The 22,982-nt window shown below is 39.6% G+C and carries 19 protein-coding genes and 1 riboswitch; of the genes, 13 read left to right on the top strand and 6 right to left on the bottom strand.

Annotated features, from left to right (window positions below):
• Nucleotides 1-12: 12 nt before the first annotated feature.
• The 6 genes from BLR53_RS00465 to BLR53_RS00490 all read left to right on the top strand — a co-directional run bounded on the left by BLR53_RS00465 (nt 13) and on the right by BLR53_RS00490 (nt 8,023).
• Nucleotides 13-3,204: an efflux RND transporter permease subunit gene (locus tag BLR53_RS00465; protein WP_074586135.1), complete on the top strand. Its 3,192-nt coding sequence runs from the start codon at nt 13-15 to the stop codon at nt 3,202-3,204.
• 53 nt (nt 3,205-3,257) lie between these two features.
• Complete coding sequence (locus BLR53_RS00470; RefSeq protein WP_074586138.1) at nt 3,258-4,673, top strand: efflux transporter outer membrane subunit; 1,416 nt, start codon at nt 3,258-3,260, stop codon at nt 4,671-4,673.
• Between the two features lie 143 nt (nt 4,674-4,816).
• On the top strand, nt 4,817-5,383 hold the full coding sequence (locus BLR53_RS00475; protein ID WP_074586141.1) for an NADPH-dependent FMN reductase: 567 nt from the start codon (nt 4,817-4,819) through the stop codon (nt 5,381-5,383).
• Nucleotides 5,380-6,012 (top strand): DUF2652 domain-containing protein, encoded by a 633-nt coding sequence (locus tag BLR53_RS00480; protein WP_176763494.1) that lies wholly within the window; start codon nt 5,380-5,382, stop codon nt 6,010-6,012. The genes BLR53_RS00475 and BLR53_RS00480 overlap by 4 nt, the downstream gene beginning before the upstream one ends.
• Before the next feature lie 93 nt (nt 6,013-6,105).
• A complete protein-coding gene (locus BLR53_RS00485) occupies nt 6,106-6,777 on the top strand; it encodes a succinate dehydrogenase cytochrome b subunit (RefSeq protein ID WP_074586146.1) in 672 nt (223 codons plus the stop codon).
• Nucleotides 6,778-7,018: 241 nt separating this feature from the next.
• Entirely contained in the window at nt 7,019-8,023 is a 1,005-nt protein-coding gene (locus tag BLR53_RS00490) for a carboxymuconolactone decarboxylase family protein (RefSeq protein ID WP_074586149.1), read from the top strand.
• Nucleotides 8,024-8,081: 58 nt separating this feature from the next.
• Here BLR53_RS00490 and BLR53_RS00495 read toward each other — a convergent pair whose 3' ends face one another.
• Nucleotides 8,082-9,365: a PQQ-dependent sugar dehydrogenase gene (locus tag BLR53_RS00495; protein ID WP_074586151.1), complete on the bottom strand. Its 1,284-nt coding sequence runs from the start codon at nt 9,363-9,365 to the stop codon at nt 8,082-8,084.
• Between the two features lie 346 nt (nt 9,366-9,711).
• Between BLR53_RS00495 and BLR53_RS00500 the strand changes: the two genes are divergently transcribed.
• Nucleotides 9,712-10,818 carry a fatty acid desaturase family protein gene (locus BLR53_RS00500; RefSeq protein WP_074586153.1) on the top strand — a complete coding sequence of 369 codons (1,107 nt, stop codon included), beginning with the start codon at nt 9,712-9,714 and terminating at the stop codon, nt 10,816-10,818.
• 71 nt (nt 10,819-10,889) lie between these two features.
• On the opposite strand, the gene BLR53_RS19735 is transcribed toward BLR53_RS00500, so the two are convergent.
• Both BLR53_RS19735 and metE read right to left on the bottom strand, forming a co-directional pair.
• Nucleotides 10,890-11,114: a hypothetical protein gene (locus tag BLR53_RS19735; RefSeq protein WP_143007789.1), complete on the bottom strand. Its 225-nt coding sequence runs from the start codon at nt 11,112-11,114 to the stop codon at nt 10,890-10,892.
• A gap of 61 nt (nt 11,115-11,175) precedes the next feature.
• A complete protein-coding gene (gene metE / locus BLR53_RS00505) occupies nt 11,176-13,482 on the bottom strand; it encodes a 5-methyltetrahydropteroyltriglutamate--homocysteine S-methyltransferase (protein WP_074586156.1) in 2,307 nt (768 codons plus the stop codon).
• A 177-nt stretch (nt 13,483-13,659) separates the two neighbouring features.
• A riboswitch (cobalamin riboswitch) is annotated at nt 13,660-13,845 on the bottom strand.
• Nucleotides 13,846-14,018: 173 nt separating this feature from the next.
• Between metE and BLR53_RS00510 the strand changes: the two genes are divergently transcribed.
• The 5 genes from BLR53_RS00510 (at nt 14,019) to BLR53_RS00530 (ending at nt 17,870) form a co-directional block, all read left to right on the top strand.
• Nucleotides 14,019-14,480, top strand: a complete 462-nt coding sequence (locus BLR53_RS00510; RefSeq protein ID WP_074586158.1) for an Lrp/AsnC family transcriptional regulator — start codon at nt 14,019-14,021, stop codon at nt 14,478-14,480.
• A gap of 76 nt (nt 14,481-14,556) precedes the next feature.
• Entirely contained in the window at nt 14,557-15,183 is a 627-nt protein-coding gene (locus BLR53_RS00515) for a class I SAM-dependent methyltransferase (RefSeq protein ID WP_074586160.1), read from the top strand.
• Between the two features lie 273 nt (nt 15,184-15,456).
• A complete protein-coding gene (locus BLR53_RS00520) occupies nt 15,457-16,488 on the top strand; it encodes a helix-turn-helix domain-containing protein (protein ID WP_074586162.1) in 1,032 nt (343 codons plus the stop codon).
• 104 nt (nt 16,489-16,592) lie between these two features.
• Nucleotides 16,593-17,051 (top strand): nuclear transport factor 2 family protein, encoded by a 459-nt coding sequence (locus BLR53_RS00525; protein WP_051760303.1) that lies wholly within the window; start codon nt 16,593-16,595, stop codon nt 17,049-17,051.
• A gap of 48 nt (nt 17,052-17,099) precedes the next feature.
• Nucleotides 17,100-17,870, top strand: coding sequence for a type 1 glutamine amidotransferase domain-containing protein (locus BLR53_RS00530; protein WP_074586164.1), 771 nt, complete (start codon nt 17,100-17,102; stop codon nt 17,868-17,870).
• A gap of 59 nt (nt 17,871-17,929) precedes the next feature.
• Here the strand turns inward: BLR53_RS00530 and BLR53_RS00535 are convergent, their stop codons facing one another.
• The 3 genes from BLR53_RS00535 to BLR53_RS00545 form a co-directional block, all read right to left on the bottom strand.
• Entirely contained in the window at nt 17,930-19,378 is a 1,449-nt protein-coding gene (locus BLR53_RS00535) for a PAS domain-containing sensor histidine kinase (RefSeq protein WP_143007790.1), read from the bottom strand.
• A 160-nt stretch (nt 19,379-19,538) separates the two neighbouring features.
• Nucleotides 19,539-20,000: a helix-turn-helix domain-containing protein gene (locus tag BLR53_RS00540; protein ID WP_074586169.1), complete on the bottom strand. Its 462-nt coding sequence runs from the start codon at nt 19,998-20,000 to the stop codon at nt 19,539-19,541.
• A 40-nt stretch (nt 20,001-20,040) separates the two neighbouring features.
• Nucleotides 20,041-20,550, bottom strand: coding sequence for a CinA family protein (locus BLR53_RS00545; RefSeq protein ID WP_201771436.1), 510 nt, complete (start codon nt 20,548-20,550; stop codon nt 20,041-20,043).
• 393 nt (nt 20,551-20,943) lie between these two features.
• Here BLR53_RS00545 and BLR53_RS00550 point away from each other — a divergent pair, with 393 nt between their 5' ends.
• A complete protein-coding gene (locus BLR53_RS00550) occupies nt 20,944-22,488 on the top strand; it encodes an FAD-dependent oxidoreductase (RefSeq protein WP_074587232.1) in 1,545 nt (514 codons plus the stop codon).
• Nucleotides 22,489-22,982 lie beyond the last annotated feature (494 nt).

The following is a 22,982-nucleotide window of genomic DNA, read 5'->3' on the forward strand; positions in this document are numbered from 1 at the left end:
ATATAAAAAATCATGTTAAAGAAATTCATAGAAAGACCTGTACTAGCCACTGTCATCTCCATTTTATTGGTGGTCTTAGGCTTGATCGGACTCTACAATTTACCGCTACAACAGTTTCCAGATATCGCCCCACCCGCAGTATTGGTAACAGCAAATTATCCGGGAGCGAATGCAGAAACGGTCTTAAGGTCAGTAGCTCCTTCATTGGAAGAATCAATAAACGGTGTGGAGGATATGACCTACATGACTTCAACTGCAAGTAATGACGGGTCACTGGCGATAACTATTTATTTCAAACTAGGAACCAGTCCTGACCTGGCCGCAGTAAATGTTCAGAATCGGGTCGCTCAAGCTACTAGCCAGTTACCGGCAGAAGTTGTGCAACAAGGTATTACCACCGTAAAACAGCAAAATAGTCTGATCATGGTGCTCGGTTTGTACACTGAAGATGAGAAGAAATACGACCCGGTGTTTATAGCCAATTATGCTAAGATCAATATACTCCCTGAAATTAAAAGAATTCCGGGTGTTGGATCTGCTATGATTTTTGGAGGAAATAAAGATTACTCTATGCGTGTTTGGCTTAATCCTTCACAGATGGAAAATTATAAGGTTACTCCTAATGAAGTTATGGCCGCGATACAGGACAAAAGTTTAGAAGCCGCACCTGGACGTTTTGGCGAGGGCAATAAAGTGGTATTTGAATATGTAATTAAGTATAAGGGGAAATTCACGAATGCTGGAGATTATGAAAATATAGCCATCCGTTCAAATACTGACGGTTCCGTATTACGTTTGAAAGATGTAGCAAGGGTTGAGTTTGGAGCGTACACGTATAATAGTTTAACGCAATTAAGTGGTAAGAAAGGAGTGGCAATTGGTGTAATCCAGCTCGCCGGATCTAACGCTAACGATATTCAAATTGCCATTGCTGAGCTTATGGAGAAAGCAGCTAAAGACTTTCCAAAAGGTGTAAAACATTCTATATTTTACAATACAAAGGATTCCCTTGATCAATCCATTGAACAGGTAATACATACGCTAATTGAGGCCTTCATTTTGGTGTTCATTGTTGTGTTTATTTTCTTGCAGGATTTTAGGTCTACCTTAATCCCTGCTATTGCGGTTCCTGTGGCGATCATTGGTACTTTCTTTTTCATGCATTTATTTGGGTTTTCAATTAATTTATTGACATTGTTCGCCATGATTCTGGCCATTGGGATTGTGGTTGATGACGCCATTGTCGTTGTCGAGGCCGTCCATGCAAAAATGGAGCATAAGAAGCTTGCTGCAAAGCAGGCAACTATAGAAGCAATGCATGAGATTACGGGCGCCATTATTTCCATAACCCTGGTTATGTCCGCAGTATTCTTACCAGTAGGTTTCCTGGAAGGATCGACTGGAGTCTTCTATCGACAGTTCGCATTTACTATGGCAACTGCGATTATTATTTCTGCTGTCAATGCATTGACATTAAGCCCCGCACTCGCCGCCTTATTCTTGAAGAGTGAGCATGTTGAGGGGGAAGAAACTAAGAAGGGCTTTACAAAGCGATTCTTTATAGGTTTCAACCACAGTTTCAACTCTATGACTCAAAGGTATGTTAAAGCATTACAATTCTTAATTCGCCACAAGTGGGTGAGTATGTTAGGTTTGTTGCTTGTCGTGTTAAGTACGGTTTGGATGGTAAACAGAACACCAACCGGATTTATTCCTGCTGAAGATCAGGGCTTCATTGCTATTGCAATAAATACCCCATCAGGTACTTCCTTGGACCGAACCATTAATTTAATGCAGGTAGCAGATAAAAAACTGCGTGAACTTCAAGCAGTGGCATTCACCGATGCCATCTCCGGGTACAGCATTTTAACTTCCTCTAATAGTCCATCTCAGGCAGTATGTTTTGTCATTTTAAAACCTACGGCAGAACGAGGAGAAGTAAAAGACCTAAACGGAGTTATGGATGTCATCCGAGGCACACTTAATGAAATAAAAGGGGGTAGCTTTTTTGTTTTTACCTTCCCGACTGTTCCTGGTTTCAGTAATGTCGATGCCTTGGACGTAGTATTACAGGATAAAACAGGGGGCAAACTGGATAAATTTAGTAGGATTTCACAAGATTTCATCGGTAAATTGATGCAGCAAAAGGAAATTGCATTCGCTTTTACATCATTTAAGGCTGACTATCCGCAATTGGAATTGGAAATTGATCATGATAAAGCATCTCAATTAGGCGTAAATGTAAAAGATATCCTGCAAACAATGCAGGCTTATTTTGGAACTGCACAGGCCTCCGATTTCAATAGATTCGGAAAATATTACCGGGTACTGGTACAGGCAGATACTGCCGATAGGGCTGACCCTTCGGCGATGAATAGAATATATGTTAAGAATAAGAGCGGTGATATGGTACCTATAAATACCCTGGCGAAACTGACAAGGGTGTATGGTTCAGAAACAGCGTCACGTTATAACTTGTTCAGTTCGATAGGTCTTAATGTGATTCCTAAGCCGGGATATAGCACCGGGGACGCAATAAAAGCGATTCAAAATTTGGCAGCTAAGGAATTGCCACAAGGTTACTCCTTTGAATTCTCGGGGCAAACCAGGGAAGAACTTTCGTCTGGGGGACAATCTGCTATTATTTTTATCATGAGTCTCGTATTCGTTTACTTTATCCTTTCTGCTCAATATGAGAGCTATATTTTACCTTTTGCAGTTTTGCTGTCTATCCCCGTTGGTGTGTTAGGGGTATTTCTTGCGCTCGGAATTACGGGAATTGAAAACAATATATATGTTCAGGTCTCCCTAATCATGTTGATCGGATTATTGGCTAAAAATGCCATCCTTATTATAGAATTTGCCGTTCAGCGTAGAAACAAAGGGCTGTCTATACTAGCAGCTGCATTGGAGGCTTCAAAGCTACGTCTTCGCCCCATAATAATGACGTCGCTAGCTTTCGTTGTTGGATTACTCCCAATGATCATCGCTACAGGGCCTTCTGCACAGGGAAACCATTCTATTAGCATTTCAGCGGTTGGTGGAATGCTCAGTGGAGTACTTCTTGGAGTATTCATTATCCCGGTTCTTTTTGTCATATTCCAGAACTTACATGAAAAAATTACGGGTACAATTATCGTTGACATAAAGGCTGAAAAGCATAAAAAACATCAGGAAGAAACTCTAGCTCCAGTAACTGAGTAGATTTTAGGAATCCTTCTAATTAGAGCTGCTTACGCAGTAAATTAAAACAGAAAATGAAAAAAAATATTATAAGATTTAGTACACTACTGCTGATTTCATTGGGCGGATGTAAGGTTTCCAAGGATATACAAAAACCACCACTTCTGGTTCCAGGTTTTTTTCGGAATGACACATTGCAAGGTGATACAACTAGCATTAGTGAACTACGGTGGAATGATTTTTATACGGATAAAATCCTTCAGAACCTGATTGACAGTGCCTTGATAAATAATTACGATATGCAAATTGCATTAAAAAAGATAGAATTATCTCAAGTTATGTTAAAACAGGTTAAATGGAACAACGTTCCTGAAATTACTTTTAATAGTGCAGCTAGTTCCAGTAGGCCTTCTGATAATAGCATCACAGGGTTAAGCATTAAACAATTTGGACTTGCATCCCCTCATGTTGAGGATTATTCTGCGAATCTTTCACTCTCTTGGGAAGCAGATATTTGGGGTAAGATTCGTAACCAAAAAAAGAGTGCATTAGCCTCTTACCTGCAAACTGAAGAGGCTAGAAAGCTAATACAGACTGATCTGATTGCCGGTATCTCTCAGGGTTATTACAATCTATTAATGCTGGATGCTCAATTGGACATTGCGCAAAGAAACGTCAAATTAAATGATAGTACGCTTAGTATAATAAAATTACAGTACCAGGCCGGTCAGGTAACCTCACTAGCAGTACAGCAAACAGAAGCGCAAAGGCAGGCTGCAGCTCAGCTGATTCCCCAGTTTGAGCAGAACATCACAATACAGGAAAATGCGTTGAAAGTCCTTACCGGTCAATTGCCCGACAAGATTGAAAGAAATGAAAAACTTCTGAAGATCAGTATAGGAAGTAATTTGCCGACAGGTATACCCTCCGTGATCGTTGGTCGTAGGCCTGATGTCAGGGCGGCTGAACTAACATTAACTATTTCAAATGCTAATGTAGGTATTAGTAAAGCTAATTTATACCCGTCTTTAAGGATTACGGCATCAGGAGGAATTAACGCTTTTAAGGCCAGTGATTGGTTTAATGTGCCGGCATCACTGTTTGGTTTAGTTTCAGGAAGTATTGCTCAGCCAATATTAAACCGAAACCGCCTGAGATCCCAGTATGAGATTGCGAAAATTGAACGAGCACAGTCTGTTCTGGTATTCAAACAATCAGTTTTGAATGCTGTGGGAGAGATTTCTGATGCTCTGGTTAGCATTGAAAAATTAAAGCTGCAGCGTACAATCGCAGCTGAACGCGTGAATACGTTAAAAAACGCGACTTCAAATGCATCACTATTATTTAAAAATGGATTGGCTAATTACCTTGAAGTCATCATTGCACAAGGCAATGTTTTGCAGGGAGAATTGGAATTGGCTTCATTGAAGAGGGCAGAACTTAACGCAGTATCAAACTTATACAGATCTCTGGGTGGAGGTTGGAAATAGATAAATATACTATAACTCGGGGAGGGAATATTCCTTTCCTGAGTTATTTTTTATTGGGTGTGTATATAAAGCATCAAACACAAGTAGCTGAACCAGATTTCAATTAGTCTAATTTATTTGTCTTATAATTTTAATATTTCACTATGATAACCATTGTAGTAGTTACTGGTAGTTTAGATTCAGGGTCTTATACTATGAAACTTGTAAAAGCCCTGAAATTCCACGCACCCAAATCTATCGAATGTAAAATTTTAGACATTAGTAAGTTGCCCTATATCAGAGAGGATTTTGAATTTACTTTATCTTCAAGTTTGAAAGAGTTTTACAGCAAAATTGAAACTGCAACTGCCTTTATCATTGCTACCGCTGAATATAAGCGATCTTATTCACCAGCCCTGAGGAATGCCCTTGATTTGGGTCTAGAACCAAATGGTAACAATAAATGGGCGGGAAAACCGGTATCCATCTTTGGTTGCACTCCTTATAATTTAAATGCTTTTGGTGGAGTTAGACAGCTTAAGGTAGCCCTTGAACAGTTTCACATGGAGGTATTTTATAAACCCGACTTCTACTTGTGCGACGTCATCGACAAATTTAACGAATCAGGCATTTTGACCGATCAAGCTACCCAAAAGGTAATAACTGATTTTTGGGATGTTTTTGTGAAATGGATAAATCAGAGAAACATGCCATTAACAAACTGCTCATGAAAAATCAGCAATTCGAAAGTTCGCCAGCCAGTATCAATCCAACATTTGATTTTGCCAATCTGAATGAGGGCAATTTGCTTATTCCTGATATCAGCGGCTTTACCAGATTTGTACATGACACGGATATGAATACTGGCAGTTATGTGATTTCCAGATTGCTGACGGTCTTACTGGACTGCAATATCCTTGGTCTGAAAGTTTCAGAAATAGAAGGTGACGCCATTCTTTTTTATAAAATGGGCAAAAGGTTTTCTCGTACAGAGGTTATCTCACAATTCAATATTATGCAGAAACGATTCGGTGCGGAGATCTTACGATTGTCAGGGGAAACCAGAATAGAAATTAATCTCGGTTTAAAATTGATTGCTCATTATGGTCCCATTTCTGAATACCGAGTTGGAAATTTCATAAAATTATATGGGACATCTGTTATTGAGGCACACCAATTACTTAAGAATTCTATCAATAGTGTCGATTACGTGATCATGACCGATAATTTGCTTAACCACGAGCTATATTTAATTGGCCGGGCCGAACTCGAAGATAAAATCTGCGAGGTCTACAACCAACTTGAAAGTATTTGCTTTATATGGCTCGCATTTGTTCCTGAAGTTTGCGAGGAAAAGTAGCGTTTGGTTACACTGTGGTTATTTCAAAGAAAATGGCCATGAAAATCCATCACTTTATTGTGGTCTGGAATAAACACTTATAAAAAACATATTATGAAATGGTTTTTCAAAACATTTAGAAGCTCTATTGGGAAAAAAATGACAATGGGATTGACAGGATTTTTCCTGATCAGTTTTTTAATTGTTCACGCTGGGATCAATGCGCTTATTTTCTATAATGATGGGGGAGCGACATTCAATAAGGCAGCTCATTTCATGGGAACTAACCCATTAGTCAGGACAATTGAGATTGGGTTGGTGGCTGGAATACTGTTACACATTATCCAGTCCCTTTTACTTTGGCGGTCTAATAGCGCAGCTCGTCCGGTACGTTATGCTATGGTGAAGTCTCTACCGAAGGTCGCATGGTATAGCAAGAGTATGACTTTATTAGGGACGTTGATTTTGATGTTCCTGATACTACATACGTCTAATTTCTGGATACCTAACCGTACGAATCAATTTCTGTATGGTGAAGAGCTGCCATTATATATAATGATGTTGCAAAAATTCAGTAATCCTCTTGAGGTTGTGATATATCTATTGGGGATAGCGTCCCTGTTCTATCACCTGTTGCATGGCTTCTCTAGTGCCTTCCAGAGTCTTGGTTTGAATCACAAGAAATATAATTATATGATTAGGAATTCCGGATGGCTATTTTCAATTATTATCTGCTTAACATTTGCCATGATGCCCCTATCGATCCTTTTTAAATGGATAAGATAGTAAGCGTAATCCCGATGAAATACTAAAGCCTTTTTATACTGTTAAGCCAAGCCGTTGAATATCAGTTTTAAAGCAATATCAGTGAAAATGGTAAATAAATCAGTAACCTGTCTACATGCTATGCAAACAATATTAGCGAAATTTGAATCATAGATAATCCGGTAGTAAATAAAAAATAGAGCTGATGAATAAGTTTATAAAGTGCTTCCTCATATTTTGTTTGATCTTAAATGCAACTGTAATGAATGCCCAAAATAAAACGGATGTACCAACTTTTTTAAATGACCAGGAAAAAAGTTTGGTCCGTATTTCTGCACTAACAGCAGTTGGAGATCTAGAACAGCTAACGGCTCAATTGAATGTGGGGATGGATTCCGGGTTAAAGGTTAACGAGATCAAAGAGCTATTGGTTCAACTATATGCGTATTGTGGTTTTCCTAGAAGCCTTAATGGAATCAATACTTTTATGAATGTTTTGTCCGACCGGAAAACGAAAGGCATCATCGATAAACAAGGAATTGCTGGTAAGGTTCCGGATAGCAATAACGACAAGTACGAAGAAGGTAGAAAAGTTCTGGAAATATTAACTAAATCTACTCAAGTCAAACCTGCACCAGGTTTCGGAGAGTTTGCTCCAAGAATAGACGCTTTTCTAAAAGAACACCTGTTTGCAGATATTTTTGAAAGTGATGTATTGAATTTCAAACAACGGGAATTGGTTACCATTGCTGCATTAACTGCAATGACTGGTGTTGAAGCACAGTTGAAATCCCATGTTGGTATGGGAATCAATACAGGGATCACCGAAGATCAATTGGCTGAAGTCGCTGATTTAATCCAGAAAACAATCAATATTACGCAGGCAAATACTTTGAGAAAAGTGTTGTCAAGGCCTGAGCATCCTATCGCTGCATCAGATATGTTGGTGCGTATTTCTGAAATAGAGATTATTCCTGAATATTTGGAAGCTTACAATACCATTTTGAAAGAAGAAGCCGCGGCATCTGTGAAAGTTGAACCTGGGGTTATTGCAATTTTTCCGATGTACGTTATTGAAAATCCGAACCAGATCAGGATTATCGAAATCTACGCCAATAAGCAGGCTTATCTATCACATCTGGAAACTGCTCACTTCAAGTTATACAAAACAGGAACTTTGAAAATGGTTAAATCATTAAAATTGGTAGATATGAATTCTATTGATCCTGAAACTATGAAATTGATATTCAGCAAAATGGGGAAATAAGCGCAATTCACATAAACTATACCTTTATCAAACTGATCATTACAAGGCTTTATTAACTTTATTTTTTATCTCCTTGATAAGTAATCTTAAAGATAGTGCCTTTCAGATCATCAGCCACATATAATGCGCCATCATGTCCTTGTGCGATGCCCATAGGACGGTGCTTATAAGGACCTTTAGGATTGGCAAAATCTACCCCTGCAAAATTATCAGCGAATATTTCCCATGGTCCGGATGGCTTTCCATTTAGAAATGGTACAAAAGCCACTAAGTAACCCTTGTTCAATGACTGTGATTGACCGTGAAAAACGATAAAGGCTCCGTTTTTATATTTCTCCGGAAACATATTGCCGGTATAAAACAACATGTCGTTAGGCGCAAGGTGTGCAGGGAAATCTGCAACAGGAGCGAGGTACTTGTTGTCAATAGATTTTTTACCATCGCCGCCATATTCAGGCGCTACAATATTTTTATGCAGAAATGGATCGTAGTAAACATAAGGCCAACCGGCATCGGAACCCTTACTAAGTTCATATAGCGTTTCTGCAGGTAGTGTTTTTTCTTGTTCCTGGGTATATAGTTTAGGGAATTTTTCCTTCAGTCCACCACGTCCATGTGGAGCTACAAAAAGTGATTTTGTAACGTTGTTCCAATCCAGTCCTACCACATTTTTTAATCCTTTTGCGTAATGAAGCGAATTAGAATAGCTTTGATTGAGTTTATTTGTACTGAATTGCCAGATGCCACCTACTGAGTCGAGCAATTTACAGTTGGTTAGGCCATTGCCTGCAGCATCAGTGCAAGTCTCATCATAAGAACCAATGGCAACGTATAGATTATTTTCATCGTCAAGCGCTATGCTTTTTGCATTGTCCCTCCCTTTGTCCACCAGGCCCTCGACCAATACTTCTGCCTTAGCAGTGTCTATCACTTGCCCCTGCGCGTTTAGTTGATACCTATAGACGCCGCTATTGGAAGATGAATACAATTTATTATCCTGTATGCGGATGCCGGTACCCGGATAGTTGGTAAATCCCATAGTTTTGTCCATTTTTCCATCCTTGTCTGTATCACTTAAAAAAAGGATTCCATTTCCATTTTTCAGTTTACTTAGCTTTACATAAATATCCCCGTTTTTGTTAACGGCGAGATGGCGTAAAGCACCTAGCGAATCTGCAACAACGCTGGCAGAAAAGCCATCTGGCAATACAAGTTCTTTTGCTGCGCTATCTGTAGCATTATTTGAAGCCGTGTCCTGAGGTGCTGTTTGGCAGCTTGTGAAGAGAAGTATACCTAGTAGGTATGTAAAACCTTTTCCACAGTAGTTTACTGTATTATTCATGTGTAATTGTTCCGGTGATTTTGGAGTTATCGGTTTATATTGGTTGATATTTTGATTCCGTCAACTGAATGGATTCAGGTCTAAAGTAGTAATAAAAAATTCTAAAAAAAGAAGAAGCAACGATTATACTGATCATACCAATTGAAAAATTTGAAAGACTTTATTCTGAATAGTATTAGTAGTGGTAAGTGCAGGCGGAGAAGCAGAATTTATAATATCTAGACCAACAATGCGTTATAACAGTGAAAAATCTGGTAAATTGCCGGAATTATAACCCTTCTTTTTATTCCAACACCCGATTCTGGCACATCTGTTTGTTCGCGTAAAGTAGATCAAACATGATCATATGTCACAAAAAGTAAAATTTTCATCGGCTTCCGGTCCGCATTTCTATGCAACTATCAGAGCCCGGGTAGAACAGTTTTTTAACCAACATGAATTGAGCCGAAATGCAAATGCTCACATGTGGGGAAAGACTGTGTTTTTCTTAACCGGTTTCGCCGGGCTTTACATCGTTATACTTTCCGGGATAACACCCACCTGGCTGCTTTTGCCACTTGCAGGGGCGCTTGGTATGTTTAGTGCTTTTGTCGGCTTTAATGTTTGTCATGATGCAATTCATGGTGCACTTTCGGGAAATAAGAACGTGAACAAGTTGTTTGGATTCATTTTCAATCTGATTGGTGCTAATCCGTATGTATGGAGCATAACGCATAATGTCGTACATCATACTTATACAAATATTCCTGGACATGATGAAGACATAGAAGTGGCTCCAGGTTTGATTCGGATCGCAGAGGAAGATGAGGTGAACGCTATACAAAGGTTTCAGCATTGGTATGCTTTTCCACTTTACAGCCTTGCATCTCTGTCATGGGTCTTTCGAAAAGATTACGTGAAATTCTTCCAAAAGACGATTGGTGCCCATCAAAACAGACACCCTAAGCTGGAGTATTTCAACTTATTTTTTTATAAAGCGTTATACTATTTCCTGTTTATTGTACTGCCGTTACTAGTACTGGATGTTAGCTGGTGGCAGTTTGTTATTGGCTTTCTGGTTTTACACATTACCGAAGGTTTAACCATGGGACTGGTATTTCAGCTTGCGCATGTCGTAGAAGGAACAAGCTTTCCTTTGCCTAATGATAGCAATTGCATGGAAGAAGCCTGGGCTGAGCACCAAATGCGGACGACTGCAAATTTCGCAACCCAGAATAAGGTTGCCGCATTTTTCCTTGGTGGATTAAACCGTCAGATTGAGCATCATTTGTTTCCTAAAGTCTGCCATATACATTACGGTGAAATTTCGCTTATTGTGAAGCAGACAGCATTAGAGTTCAATTTGCCTTATATTGAAAACAAAACTTTCTTTTCCGCATTGCGCTCACATTTTGTAACACTCAAAAAGTTTGGAAAAGAGGCAGCTAAAGTTATTCCTGAGACTGTTAATTGAAAAAAACTGCGAGATAGGAAATAATGTAGTGGGAACTGAATAACAGGCTAAAACTCAATTTCAGATTGTTATTAACGTGGTAAACAGCAGGGGCAGCAGAATCCAGAATCGTCATCATCATCTTCATAATTTGACAGGGAGAAATTTTCAGGCGATTGCAATCTATTTCCAGCCAAGTTATTATGGAAAGATTCACCTAATGACAATATCCGTGCATGGTTTGGTCGCTGTTCAGTTGTTTCCCGGGGATGCTGTTCTTCCGCGATTAGCTTAAATATAACTTCGTCTCTCTCCATTGAATTTTTAATATACGATCATATTAAAAAGCACCACGGCAAAACCATGGTGCTTTTAATTTTAAAGAATGCTTTCTACACTGATTAGCTCGCGGGCTTGTTTTGCTGCGGCGACTAAGTTTATTAAAGCGGCTTTAGTTTCCGGCCATTTACGGGTTTTCAAACCACAGTCTGGATTTACCCAGAGATTACGTGCAGGAAGGAGATTCGCTGCTTTTTCCAGTAGTGCGGTCATTTCTTCTGTACTCGGCACCCTTGGTGAGTGAATATCGTATACTCCGGGGCCGATTTCATTTGGATACTCAAAATTGGCAAAGGCCTCTAATAGTTCCATCTGTGATCTCGAAGTTTCAATCGTGATTACGTCCGCATCCATAGCCGCAATATGTTCAATAATATTGTTGAACTCGCTGTAGCACATGTGCGTATGTATCTGGGTTTCATCTTTTACTCCACTTGCCGTAATTCTAAAAGCATTAACTGCCCAATCAAGATAGTGCGGATGTTTCGCTTTTCTTAATGGTAAACCTTCACGGATAGCAGCTTCATCTATCTGTACGATGCTTATTCCAGCTTCTTCAAGTGCCAGAACTTCATCACGGATAGCAAAAGCAATCTGGTTGGTGGTAATATCGCGTCCCTGATCATCACGTACGAATGACCATTGTAAAATGGTTACCGGACCGGTTAGCATACCTTTCATAGGTTTGTTGGTTTGTGCTGCGGCAAAAGTGCTCCAGCGTACCGTCATATCCTTTGGACGGCTCACATCACCATAAATAACCGGAGGTTTTACACAACGGCTTCCATAACTCTGTACCCAACCATTTTTCGTGAATAGGAAACCATCCAACTGCTCACCGAAATATTCCACCATGTCATTACGCTCAAATTCACCGTGTACGAGTACGTCCAGGCCAATTTCTTCCTGCCAGCGGATTGCTTCGATAGTTGCCTGCTCTATTGCCTTTTCGTATTCTTCCAGGCTCAAGTCACCTTTTTTGAATTTTGCACGCAATTGACGGATGTCATCAGTCTGTGGGAATGAACCGATTGTTGTGGTCGGGAATGCTGGAAAATTGAAACGTTCATGGTGTAAACGCTGACGTATAGGGAAAGCACTTTGACGTGTCGCATCTGCCTCAGTGATTGCCGCAATACGATCCTTCACTGCTTGTTTATGTACCTTTTGTGAAGTACGTCTGCTTTGTATAGCTGCCTTGTTAGTTTCCAGTAAAGCTGTATTGCCTTCCACAATCTGACGGATTTCACTTACTTCATTCAATTTTTGTTTGGCAAATGCCATCCAGTTTTTGATCTCCGGATCAATGGCTGTTTCCAGATCCAAGTCGATCGGGCTGTGCAGCAATGAGCAGGACGGAGCGATGATTACCCTGTCAGAACCCAATTTTTCCACGGCTTTATTGATTAAAGCGAGAGATTTTTCATAGTCGTTTTTCCAGACGTTACGACCGTCTATTACACCCAGAGAAAGTTGCAGTGTATCCGGGATCAGTGAAAGTACTTCTTCCAGTTGCTCAGGAGCACGAACCAGGTCAATATGTAATGCCGCTACCGGAAGGTTTACCGCAAGCTCTGTATTGTCTAGTAAAGCTTCAAAATAAGTAGTTACCAGAATTTTAACACCACTTGCGCTACGTGAGATAAGACGATAAGCATAATCAAAAGCTTCTTTTTCTTTCTTTGACAGATCCAATGCCAGGCACGGCTCGTCTAACTGGATCCATTTGGCGCCCTGAAGTCTTAAGCGGTTAATGATTTCCACATATACCGGTACCAATTTTTTGATCAGATCAATGCGCTCAAATCCCTGTTCTTTTTCTTTGCCAAGCAACAAATAACTTACCGGCCCAAGAAGAACAGGTTTCGCCTTATCTCCAAGCTGTTGTTTTGCGTTGTTGTATTCACTAAAGATATTTTCATTAAAGATCTTGAATTCCTGGTTAGCAGTAAATTCAGGTACGATATAGTGGTAGTTGGTATCCAGCCATTTAGTCATCTCCATTGCGGTAATGTCCAGGCCATCTTTCTGATAACCACGCGCCATTGCGAAATAAAGATCAATTTCATGATTAGCTTTTACCTGCGAGAGTACAGGTGAATAACGCCCGGGAATTACTCCCAATAACAAACTGGTATCTAATACCTGATCGTAGTAGCTGAAGTCGTTGCAAGGGATCAAATCGATGCCCGCATCAAGCTGGGTTTGCCAGTTTTGTTCTTTGATGGTACGGGCTACCTTATTTAATTCTGTAAGGTCGATTTTACCTGCCCAATATTGCTCACAGGCTTTTTTCAGTTGTCTTTGGCTCCCGATTCTAGGGTAGCCGAGGTTTTGTGTTAACATTTCTTTCAACTTTTTAAATGGTTAATAATCATTGTAAAAAGTCCTTCCTGACTTCAGGATGCCTGTATAAAAGAAGGTTAAGAAAGAAAAATACAGATCTAGGCAGGCATAGCTAACCTATAAGGTTTTACCTGTTGTATATGTATCAATCTGACTTTAAGCTTCAATCGCGAAAGCATCGTCAATATAGAACAGGCAGGTATCCTGACTTGTAACAGCTTTTATCGTCCTTCCCGCTATTACGCAGTGGAGCTCTTGGATAAAAACCTTCATATGTTACTTACAGTTGCGCGACAGTACGTGATTTACACACGATTCCCTTTTAATTCACAGCTAAGTAAAACCTTTTCCAATTGTTGAAATATGTAAAGAACTCTAATTATACAAATCAGCTTTAAACTTCAACAAAGATACATTCGAAGATTATAAAACCTTACTTATATAAATATTCAGATAAAACGTCCTGTTTTTTAATATTTTCAAGTTTATAACGCTGTTAATGTATTACTTTTACTGCGTCTTAAGGAGATTATTCTATGAATGAATTAGATGAAACTGATTTGCTGTTAATGAAGATATTAGCTAACAATGCAAAACACACCAATAAAGAACTTGCAGCCCTTGTAAACCTTTCTCCGTCGCCGGTTTTTGAGCGGATGAAGAGACTGGAGGGCAACGGATACATTAAAAAATATATCGCAATTCTGGATGCGGAGAAATTCAACCAGGGTTTCATTGTTTTTTGTAATATCAAGCTTAAACAACATGATAAGAAAATAGGCCACAAGTTTGTGGCTGATATTATGGATATTGATGAGGTTGTTGAGTGCCACAACATTTCAGGAGATTATGATTTTATACTCAAAGTATACGCGAGGGATATGAAACATTATCAGGATTTTGTTTTCAATAAACTCGGTTCCGTTGAAAGTATAGGAAGCACGCATAGCACTTTTGTGATGGCAGAAATAAAAAATACTCATAACATTAGCTTTTAAGAGAATCCAGTTTTGAGTTTATAGCCGATGGTATTTAACCTGAGGTATAAGTTTAAGCGACAAAAAAAATCATATAATGGAAGAATCGTGGACTAACAGATGGAATAAAAGATACAGCGCCAAGGACTTTGCGTATGGTAAAACACCTAATTCCTATTTTAAAGAACAAATTGAGCAGCTTAATCCTGGGTCTATTCTTTTGCCAGCTGAAGGTGAAGGACGTAACGCAGTATTTGCTGCAAAACTTGGCTGGGAAGTTTCAGCCTTTGACATTAGCATTGAGGGGAAAATGAAAGCGATGGAGCTCGCAAAAAGTAATAATATATCTATTGATTACAAAGTTGGCGAGCTTCAGGAATTAAAATATGCAGACGAAGAGTTTGATGTTATTGCACTTATATATGCCCACTTTCCGGCAGCAATTAAATCAATATATCATCAAAGACTTGACCGTCATTTAAAAATGGGAGGTATGATAATTTTTGAAGCATTTAGCAAAAATCATATTGATTATGTCTCAAATAATGAAGCTGTCGGCGGTCCAAAGGATGTAGAGTCCTTATTCTCCATTGATGAAATTAGATCAGATTTTAAAAACTATGAAATAATAGAATTGATCGAAAAAGAAATTGAATTAAACGAAGGCCTTTACCACAATGGCACAGGAAGCGTTATTCGATTTGTTGGAAGGAAAATGCATTGAATAAACATTACTTTTAAAGAGTGACTTACATCCTTTAGACTTGTAGATAGTAGCTTTAATTTTGCTTTTAACTCCCAGCTAGGTTGCTATGATATTTTCCCTGTCTTGAGCAAGTTCTCGGCGTAAAGCCACATGATATCAGTACATATTTTTTATGAGACAATTCAGAATTGACCGAATAAAAAAACAATATTTGTTATTCGGACAGTTGGTTATCAAAGGTGTTTTACGATGGTAATTGATAGGTAGACGAGTGATAATTTTAATAAAATAATGGCAGAGTCAAATCAATTGCTTTTCTTTTTTAGTGTCTTAGGAGCTTTTAATGGTTTCTTACTGTCATTATACTTTGCAGTATATGCAAAAAAGAAAATCTTCACCAACTATTTTTTATCGTTACTATTGCTGGTTTTGAGCATTAGAATTATTAAATCGGTATTTTTCTATTTCAATCCTCACTTATCGAATATTTTCATTCAGGTTGGACTTTCTGCATGCGTTCTGATTGGTCCATTTCTTTTTTTATATCTGGAATCATACGCGGAAGATGAAAAGCCAAACTGGGCAAAGCATGTAATACCTTATGTGGCGGTAATAACACTTTTAGGTTTTTTTTATCCTTACGTTGAAAATCGTATAATGTGGAGTAAATGGATTATAAAAGCAATCTCTGCTCAATGGTTCATTTACATTGTTTTGTCCTTAAAATACCTGCAGCCTATTATTCAAAAATTCAAGGAGAGAGAAAGTTTGAGAAAAATAGATATCTGGTTAATGAGTATCTACCTGGGGGTTGCATTTATATGGCTGGCCTATACAACCTCAGCTTATACCTCATATATAGCCGGAGCTTTATCATTTACATTCGTTTTATACATAATTGTTTTGCTTTTAATTTTCAGGAACAGCAGTGGAGTTGATTTTTTTCTGGAAAAAGAGAAGTATAAAAACAAGGAGATTGATCAAAAAACGATAACTATAATTGAACAAAAACTATCAATAATAGTGGAGAAGGAGCTTTTTCTAAACCCAAATTTCACGCTTGAAGAAGCTGCAAAAGAACTGAAGTTAACCAAGCATATTTTGTCTCAGTATGTAAATGAGATACTAGGTAAATCTTTCTCTAATCTTATCAAAGAATACAGAGTTGAAAAAGCAAAGAAGCTATTGGAAACTGAAAAGAACTATACAATCGAAAGTTTGGGCTATGATAGTGGGTTTAACTCAAAATCGACCTTCTTCATAGCATTTAAAAAAATAACGGGTTTAACCCCCGCAGAATATCAGAAATCGTATGCTAAATGAGTTTGATATTATAGAATAAGACTTCTAGTTTATAAACCAAATCCTTTAATAGACTTCTGTAGCACACATTTGCACTCATTATTTAACAATTAAAAATTTTAAAAATGAGAAAAGTGTTTTTATTTATTGGACTTTGTCTTTTGTTTATGAATGCAAGTGCACAGGTAGATGATACTACAAGTGATTTGAACTCGATCCAAAAAACGTTAAACCTTTACATTGTCGGGCAATCTACCAGCGACTCCGTTATGGTAGGGCAATCATTTCATGACTCCTGGCAACTGAAATTTTTCAGAGACAACGAATTTACAGTAGTACCTAAATCAAAGTACCTCGTCGGTTATAAAAAACGCGACACTAAACCCAACAATTGGTCTGGCCGTATTGTGTTTATTGATATCTCACACGATATCGCCATTGCAAAAGTTGAAATTAGTACGCCGAGTTTGTTATTTACCGACTATTTCAATCTCCTGAAAATCAATGGGGGCTGGCTTATTGTAGATAAGATTTCCACTCGGATTCCTCATAAAAAAGTCGAAGTACCTGCAGCCAAATCATAGAAACAACGACGTCTTTATCTTAAAATCAGACCCTAAAGTTCCCTTTATATGATTAAAATAATAATCTTATTGCTTGTTTTAATAGGTTTAGATCCGGCAACTATTTATGCGCAGAAAAAAATCCTGTTTGTCACTTCAAATCAAAGCTTTTACGGAAATACAAAAATAAGCGCATCCAATCATTTTGAAGAAATTGTCATTCCATATGACATATTTATAAAATCCGGATACACCGTTGACTTCGTCAGTCCAAAGGGGGGCGCTGTTCCAATTGGTTATATTAATTCTTCGGACAGTATTCAAAAAAAGTATTTGTATGATGGTTCGTTTATGGACAAATTGGAGCATACGATGAAACCCGCTGAAATTATTGCAGGTAACTATTTGGCCATTTTCTATAGTGGGGGTGGTGCTGCCATGTTTGGTGTGGCTGAAGACACAACGATTCAACAGATCGCAAGGGAAATTTACAGTAGAAATGGTGTTATTTCATCAATATGTCATGGAACAGCGGGGCTGGCATTTTTAAAAGATGCCATTGGAAATTCATTGTATAAAGGAAGAAAAATCACAGGCTACCCAGACAAATTTGAAAATAGAGATATGGAATATTACAAAACATTTCCTTTTTCAATGGACGAAGCAATTAAAAATAATGATGGAAATTTTGTTTTTTCTGAGGAAGGATTGGATGGTTTCTTTGTTGTTGATGGCAGATTTGTAACTGGGCAAGATCCAACTTCTTCTTCCAAAGTAGCAAATGAAATCATCTCAATTCTAAGAATTACCGGGAGTAAAAAGAATGAAAACATGCGTTAAGCATGCTTTCATTCTTTTAGTATTTGGGCTGGGCTTACGAGCCCGGAACAACTCACAGTTTAACCAGACTTAGGTAGCGTAAACCAGAAAGTGCTTCCCTGACCTGGAACGCTATCTACACCAATTTCACCCTCGTGCCGGCGGATGATACTGGCACTGATAAAGAGGCCCAGTCCCAGACCGGAATATTGCTCCTGTTCGTGCACGGCCTGGTAGTACCGGTCAAAAAGCAAGGGAATCTTTTCTTGTGCGATCCCTGGTCCATTATCGGTAACAGAGACCTTTACAAAGGCCTGTCCATCCTGGATCTCTGTTTTCAACTCTGCAGATCCAGGCGCGTATTTGACGGCATTACCGATTAAGTTGGTGAGCACGCGACCAATACGTTCTGAATCGGCATAAATCATCAGGTCTTTATTTCCGGTCAGCGTAAAAGATTGCGTATCTGAAGAAACAAACTGTTCGCTTATTTCCTGGGCCAGATCGTACAGGTTGAAAGTCGTCTTTCTTAGCTCCAGCTGATCCTGGTAGTTCTTTCCGGCATTCAGTAGATCGTCTATGATAGATGAGATTCGGTTCACGCCTTTATTGGCCTGCATAATCAAAGTTTTTACGCGCTTTGAGATTCCATCCTGCTTTATATTCAGCAGTTGCAGCGAGGCCTTCAAACTGGTGACGGGGGTTTTCAGCTCATGGCTGGCAATACTAATGAAATCGTCTTTATGTCTTTCTATCATTTTGTCGGTGGTAATGTCATTGATCACACCGATTAGCTTCACAGGTTTATCGTTCTGGTCATATTCCGCCTTTCCTTTGACATTGAGCCATTGGAGCGCCCCGTCCGGCCTGTTAAGTTTTACCTGAACATCCATATATCCTTCTGCCTCAATATTTCGGATTGCCGATTTAAAAGCCGGCAGGTATTCTGCCGAAATATGAGGGTAGTAATTCTCCAATGTCCAGTGTTCCTGTCTTTCGCGGTACCCGAAAATCTCATCATGATCTGGTGACCGGAAGACTTCATGGTTTTTTAGGTTTAACTCCCAAATTGCTGTACCTGAGTATTTTAATGCAATATTTAAGCGTTTTTGGCTATCCTGGAAAGCTTTCATTGCAGTAACGTCATCCAGAACAGTAAAGCCATATGTATGGTCACGGTCTTCGTATAAGATGCTGGTTACGTTTACCCATACCAGCGTTCGGTCTTTACGGTAGAGACAGACTTGCAATTTAAAAAATGGTACTTGCTTTGACCACAGTTCTTCCTGAAGATGATGCCAGTGCGAAATATACTCTTCACAGGCATGATCCAATATTTTAGTGCCTTCAATTTCCTCAGGCAGGTATCCCAAAAGTTCGCATAGCGCCCGATTAACTTTGATGATGGTCAGATCAGACCGGATGATCTTAGTTGCGACACTGGTCAGATCAAATATGGTGTTGAATTTGGTGTCACACTCCAGGAATCGTTTCTCAAAATGGTTGAGCTCAATTTTTTTTTCTTGCATACCAATCTTAAATAATGTACCTGACAACAGTGATTCAACGATTCTGTTTTGCAAATTGATCACTGTGCCGGAGTAATTTCAAAAATTATATTGTATAGAATTGAAAAATTTAGGATGAACTTCAGGGTTCGTTAATTTGTAACATTCATTGTAAAATCGGCTATTTACTCAGATAATAATAAAACAAAGCTTTAACGATCTGGCTCATGGACCGCTTACCTGTAACCCATTCAGATACGCTTTCCCGATCGATGCCGGTGTCAAAAGCAATTTGCTTAATTCGTATGCCTTTTTGCTGCATCATTTTTTCAATCCATGCGGTATTGACCAAACTGGCAGGTGAAGGCTGGAAAGTTTCCGGACTGACAATTATTTGATAACCAGGCAAATGCTTTCTAAAGAGATCTTCTGTTCTTTTGATCAGCGTCGCTTCAGTCGCATACTTTCCGGAGCTAGTTTCTCCCTGGGCAGTTTCGACTTCGATAATTTTGTCGCCGACTAATCGGATATTGAAATTTGTATTAGACTGCTCCTGATGCCTGGTGGCCGCTTTGTCCAGTTTCATGATTTTATCTGTGCCCAGGCAGGGCTCGAGTAGGTTAATATTCTGGATACTGCTCATGTGTGTGTTTTATTAGTTTCTTAATAGATATGTTTTGTCTTCAGATTACGGGAGCAGGATTATGCAGACTATTAATTAGTTTAGTAGCAACATGCATTACCGTCTGTTCGACGATTTGTTCGTGACTGCCATGGAATAGCAGACGCTCACTAAACCAGTGTTCGCCTTTAAGAATAGCAGAAATGAACATTGTGCCGACAGGTTTTTCGGGAGTTTCGCTGCCACCGGGACAAGGAAGTCCAGTGATTCCGATGTGGATGTCTGCCGGGATCAGGCCGGTCAGTCCACGTGTAATTGCATCGGTGACCTCGGTCGATTCGGGACTGAATTTGTCCAGCATCTCTTGCTTAACATGTAATACGTCACTTTTCAGCTTTGCATTATAACATACAAAGCCGCCTTGAAGGAACCTGCCTGCATCGCAGGCCAGAGAAAACGCTGCGGACGCCTTTCCAGCTGTTGCACTTTCTGCAAAGGCTAGCGTTAAGTTTGACCGGATCAGTAATTTTGCTGCCGTCTCTATTAACTGTTTCATTTCAGAATTGCTCATTTGTCGATGTTTTGGCTTTGGTGATAACAAATTTGAGGCGCTCAGGTTTTAGCCGCTTTGCGAGTTCGTGATTAACATTTTTGAAAACCATCTTTTATTTAAGTTGTTCCATCACCGCGTACCTGTAGGAGCTATTCGTAGACGAGTTACGAGATATTTTAGGTGCAGAAAGCACTATGAGATTGCCAGCTATGGTTGATTGCTTGCAGCTACTTTGGCCGAAGAGAAAGATACAGACTTCTTGCTCACGGAAATCGCAATCACTGAAGCCAATACAGGTGCGGTAGTTTAAATTGAATCTGATCGTTTATAATTGGTTATCGAATGAAAGTCCCGTATTTACGGGATTTTTCAGTTCCTCTCAGGATATACTCAAGTAAATTAAAATGGATTATGAAAAATACTAAAGAAATTAATCCCCGGGACGGTCAGACAGAAAGCCCCTGGCAAAGTGTGGTGTCTTCTGTTTCCGACGCAGCGTATGCGTCAACCGGTACGGGCATATTTGACGTGATCATAGTCGGCGCAGGTATCACCGGACTTACTACGGCGTTGCTATTGCAGAAGGCGGGGAAGAAGTGCCTTATATTAGAAGCCGGAAAAGTTGGCTTTGGTACAACGGGGGGAACCAGTGCGCATCTGAACACTTTTTTCGATGCGACTTATCCGGAAATTGAAAGCGACTTTGGTAAGCAGGCAGCAAAACAGGTAGCTGATTCCGGTAAAGAAGCCATGGCGATCATTGACGCGCTGGTCAAAGAATATGGAATAGATTGTGACCTGGAATATAAGGATGGTTACCTGTTTTCTGAAAATGAAAAAGAGACTGTCCAGCTCCGGGAAATTCTGGAAGCTTCCAAAAGGGCGGGGATTGCAGTGGCAGAGGTCGAAAATAATGATGTTCCGGTGCCCTTTAAATTGGCAATAGGTTTTGCACATCAGGGTCAGTTTCACCCCTTAAAATATATAAATGGATTGTTAAAGGCATTTCAACAGCTAGGTGGAACGGTAATAGAAAATTGTTTTGTGAGTGCGCATAAGGAGCTGGATAATGGTTTGGAGCTCGTTGCCGGTGAGCATACTTTCCAGGCCGGGCATCTGATTTATGCAACGCATCTGCCGCCCGGAATAACAGCTTTTAGTTTTCGTTGTGCGCCTTACCGAAGTTATGTTTTGGGGCTGAGACTTAAAGATAAAGCCGAAAATTACCCAACCGGACTGGCTTACGACATGCAGGAACCTTACCATTATTTCAGAACGCATGTGGTAGATGGGGAGCGGTTATTGATTGTCGGCGGAGAAGACCATAAAACCGGGCATGATGATCCGGAGCAGGCCTTTGTGAATCTGGAGAAATATGCTCGTCAATATTATCAGGTTGAATCAGTCGTGTACAGGTGGTCTTCACAATATTATGTCCCTGTGGACGGCTTGCCTTATATCGGGCGTCTTGGTGCTTCAAAAGGGAATATTTACATAGCCACCGGATTTAACGGGAACGGGATGATATTTGGAACTATCTCAGGGAAGATTATCAGTGACCAGATATTGGGTGTTGAAAACCTTTATGGCGATCTCTATGCCCCCGCCCGGCTCAAGCCTGTCGCAGGGTTCTCTGAATTTGTGAAGGAAAACGCAGATGTAGCCTGGCACTTTGTAGCTGACCGGTTTGGCACTGAGGACATGGATAAGTTGTCGGAGCTTAAAAACGGTGAAGGAAAAATAGCTGAGTTTAAGGGGCAGAAACTGGCTGTTTATAAAGATCAGAAGGGTAAAGTGACGGCGTTAAGCCCTGTTTGTACCCATGCCGGGTGCTTTGTTAATTTCAATACAGCAGAACAAAGCTGGGATTGTCCATGCCATGGGGGCCGGTTCGATACCTCTGGAAAGGTTATCTGCGGACCACCCCGGACCGACCTCCTGCGCGTCGATATTTAGCCGTCGATCTTCTTAAACCGTATTGGCCAGGGTTAATATTATACTTGATTTAACCAAAAGTTAATGTAGTCATGTGTTGGTATCCCTAACATTTGCTGCACACTTTGTTCGGAGTTTGTTCGGACTTCCTTCATTGTTCCTTCATTCGAGATCGAACAAATAGCGAAGGGACATTGAAGGATATTTGAAGGAGATTAGATTGAATGCCGGGAGATACATGTCGCGTGGCGATAATTCTGGAGCATTCTCCTCTCTCCGGAAAAAGGTTATATTTTGAAAGATGGAACTGTAATCTGAACCCTTACCGGGATGGGCATAGATGACAATTTACGATTACATGATTTGTAATGTTTTTAGAGTTTTCATATAAAATTTATCAATTAACATCATTTAATTTGCGTTTTTTATAGAGAAAAACATATTTTTATAGCGGAGCAATAAAATTAGACGTAGCAATCATAACAAAGCGGTTTCGATACTCATTCCTTCCCTTT

Source organism: Pedobacter antarcticus (assembly GCF_900103515.1).
Taxonomy (GTDB): domain Bacteria; phylum Bacteroidota; class Bacteroidia; order Sphingobacteriales; family Sphingobacteriaceae; genus Pedobacter; species Pedobacter antarcticus.

Coding starts and splice junctions, on each gene's coding strand:
- BLR53_RS00465 (WP_074586135.1), top strand. CDS start 13: ATGTTAAAGAAATTCATAGAAAGACCTGTACTAGCCACTGTCATCTCC.
- BLR53_RS00470 (WP_074586138.1), top strand. CDS start 3,258: ATGAAAAAAAATATTATAAGATTTAGTACACTACTGCTGATTTCATTG.
- BLR53_RS00475 (WP_074586141.1), top strand. CDS start 4,817: ATGATAACCATTGTAGTAGTTACTGGTAGTTTAGATTCAGGGTCTTAT.
- BLR53_RS00480 (WP_176763494.1), top strand. CDS start 5,380: ATGAAAAATCAGCAATTCGAAAGTTCGCCAGCCAGTATCAATCCAACA.
- BLR53_RS00485 (WP_074586146.1), top strand. CDS start 6,106: ATGAAATGGTTTTTCAAAACATTTAGAAGCTCTATTGGGAAAAAAATG.
- BLR53_RS00490 (WP_074586149.1), top strand. CDS start 7,019: ATGAATGCCCAAAATAAAACGGATGTACCAACTTTTTTAAATGACCAG.
- BLR53_RS00495 (WP_074586151.1), bottom strand. CDS start 9,365: ATGAATAATACAGTAAACTACTGTGGAAAAGGTTTTACATACCTACTA.
- BLR53_RS00500 (WP_074586153.1), top strand. CDS start 9,712: ATGTCACAAAAAGTAAAATTTTCATCGGCTTCCGGTCCGCATTTCTAT.
- BLR53_RS19735 (WP_143007789.1), bottom strand. CDS start 11,114: ATGGAGAGAGACGAAGTTATATTTAAGCTAATCGCGGAAGAACAGCAT.
- metE (WP_074586156.1), bottom strand. CDS start 13,482: ATGTTAACACAAAACCTCGGCTACCCTAGAATCGGGAGCCAAAGACAA.
- BLR53_RS00510 (WP_074586158.1), top strand. CDS start 14,019: ATGAATGAATTAGATGAAACTGATTTGCTGTTAATGAAGATATTAGCT.
- BLR53_RS00515 (WP_074586160.1), top strand. CDS start 14,557: ATGGAAGAATCGTGGACTAACAGATGGAATAAAAGATACAGCGCCAAG.
- BLR53_RS00520 (WP_074586162.1), top strand. CDS start 15,457: ATGGCAGAGTCAAATCAATTGCTTTTCTTTTTTAGTGTCTTAGGAGCT.
- BLR53_RS00525 (WP_051760303.1), top strand. CDS start 16,593: ATGAGAAAAGTGTTTTTATTTATTGGACTTTGTCTTTTGTTTATGAAT.
- BLR53_RS00530 (WP_074586164.1), top strand. CDS start 17,100: ATGATTAAAATAATAATCTTATTGCTTGTTTTAATAGGTTTAGATCCG.
- BLR53_RS00535 (WP_143007790.1), bottom strand. CDS start 19,378: ATGCAAGAAAAAAAAATTGAGCTCAACCATTTTGAGAAACGATTCCTG.
- BLR53_RS00540 (WP_074586169.1), bottom strand. CDS start 20,000: ATGAGCAGTATCCAGAATATTAACCTACTCGAGCCCTGCCTGGGCACA.
- BLR53_RS00545 (WP_201771436.1), bottom strand. CDS start 20,550: ATGAGCAATTCTGAAATGAAACAGTTAATAGAGACGGCAGCAAAATTA.
- BLR53_RS00550 (WP_074587232.1), top strand. CDS start 20,944: ATGAAAAATACTAAAGAAATTAATCCCCGGGACGGTCAGACAGAAAGC.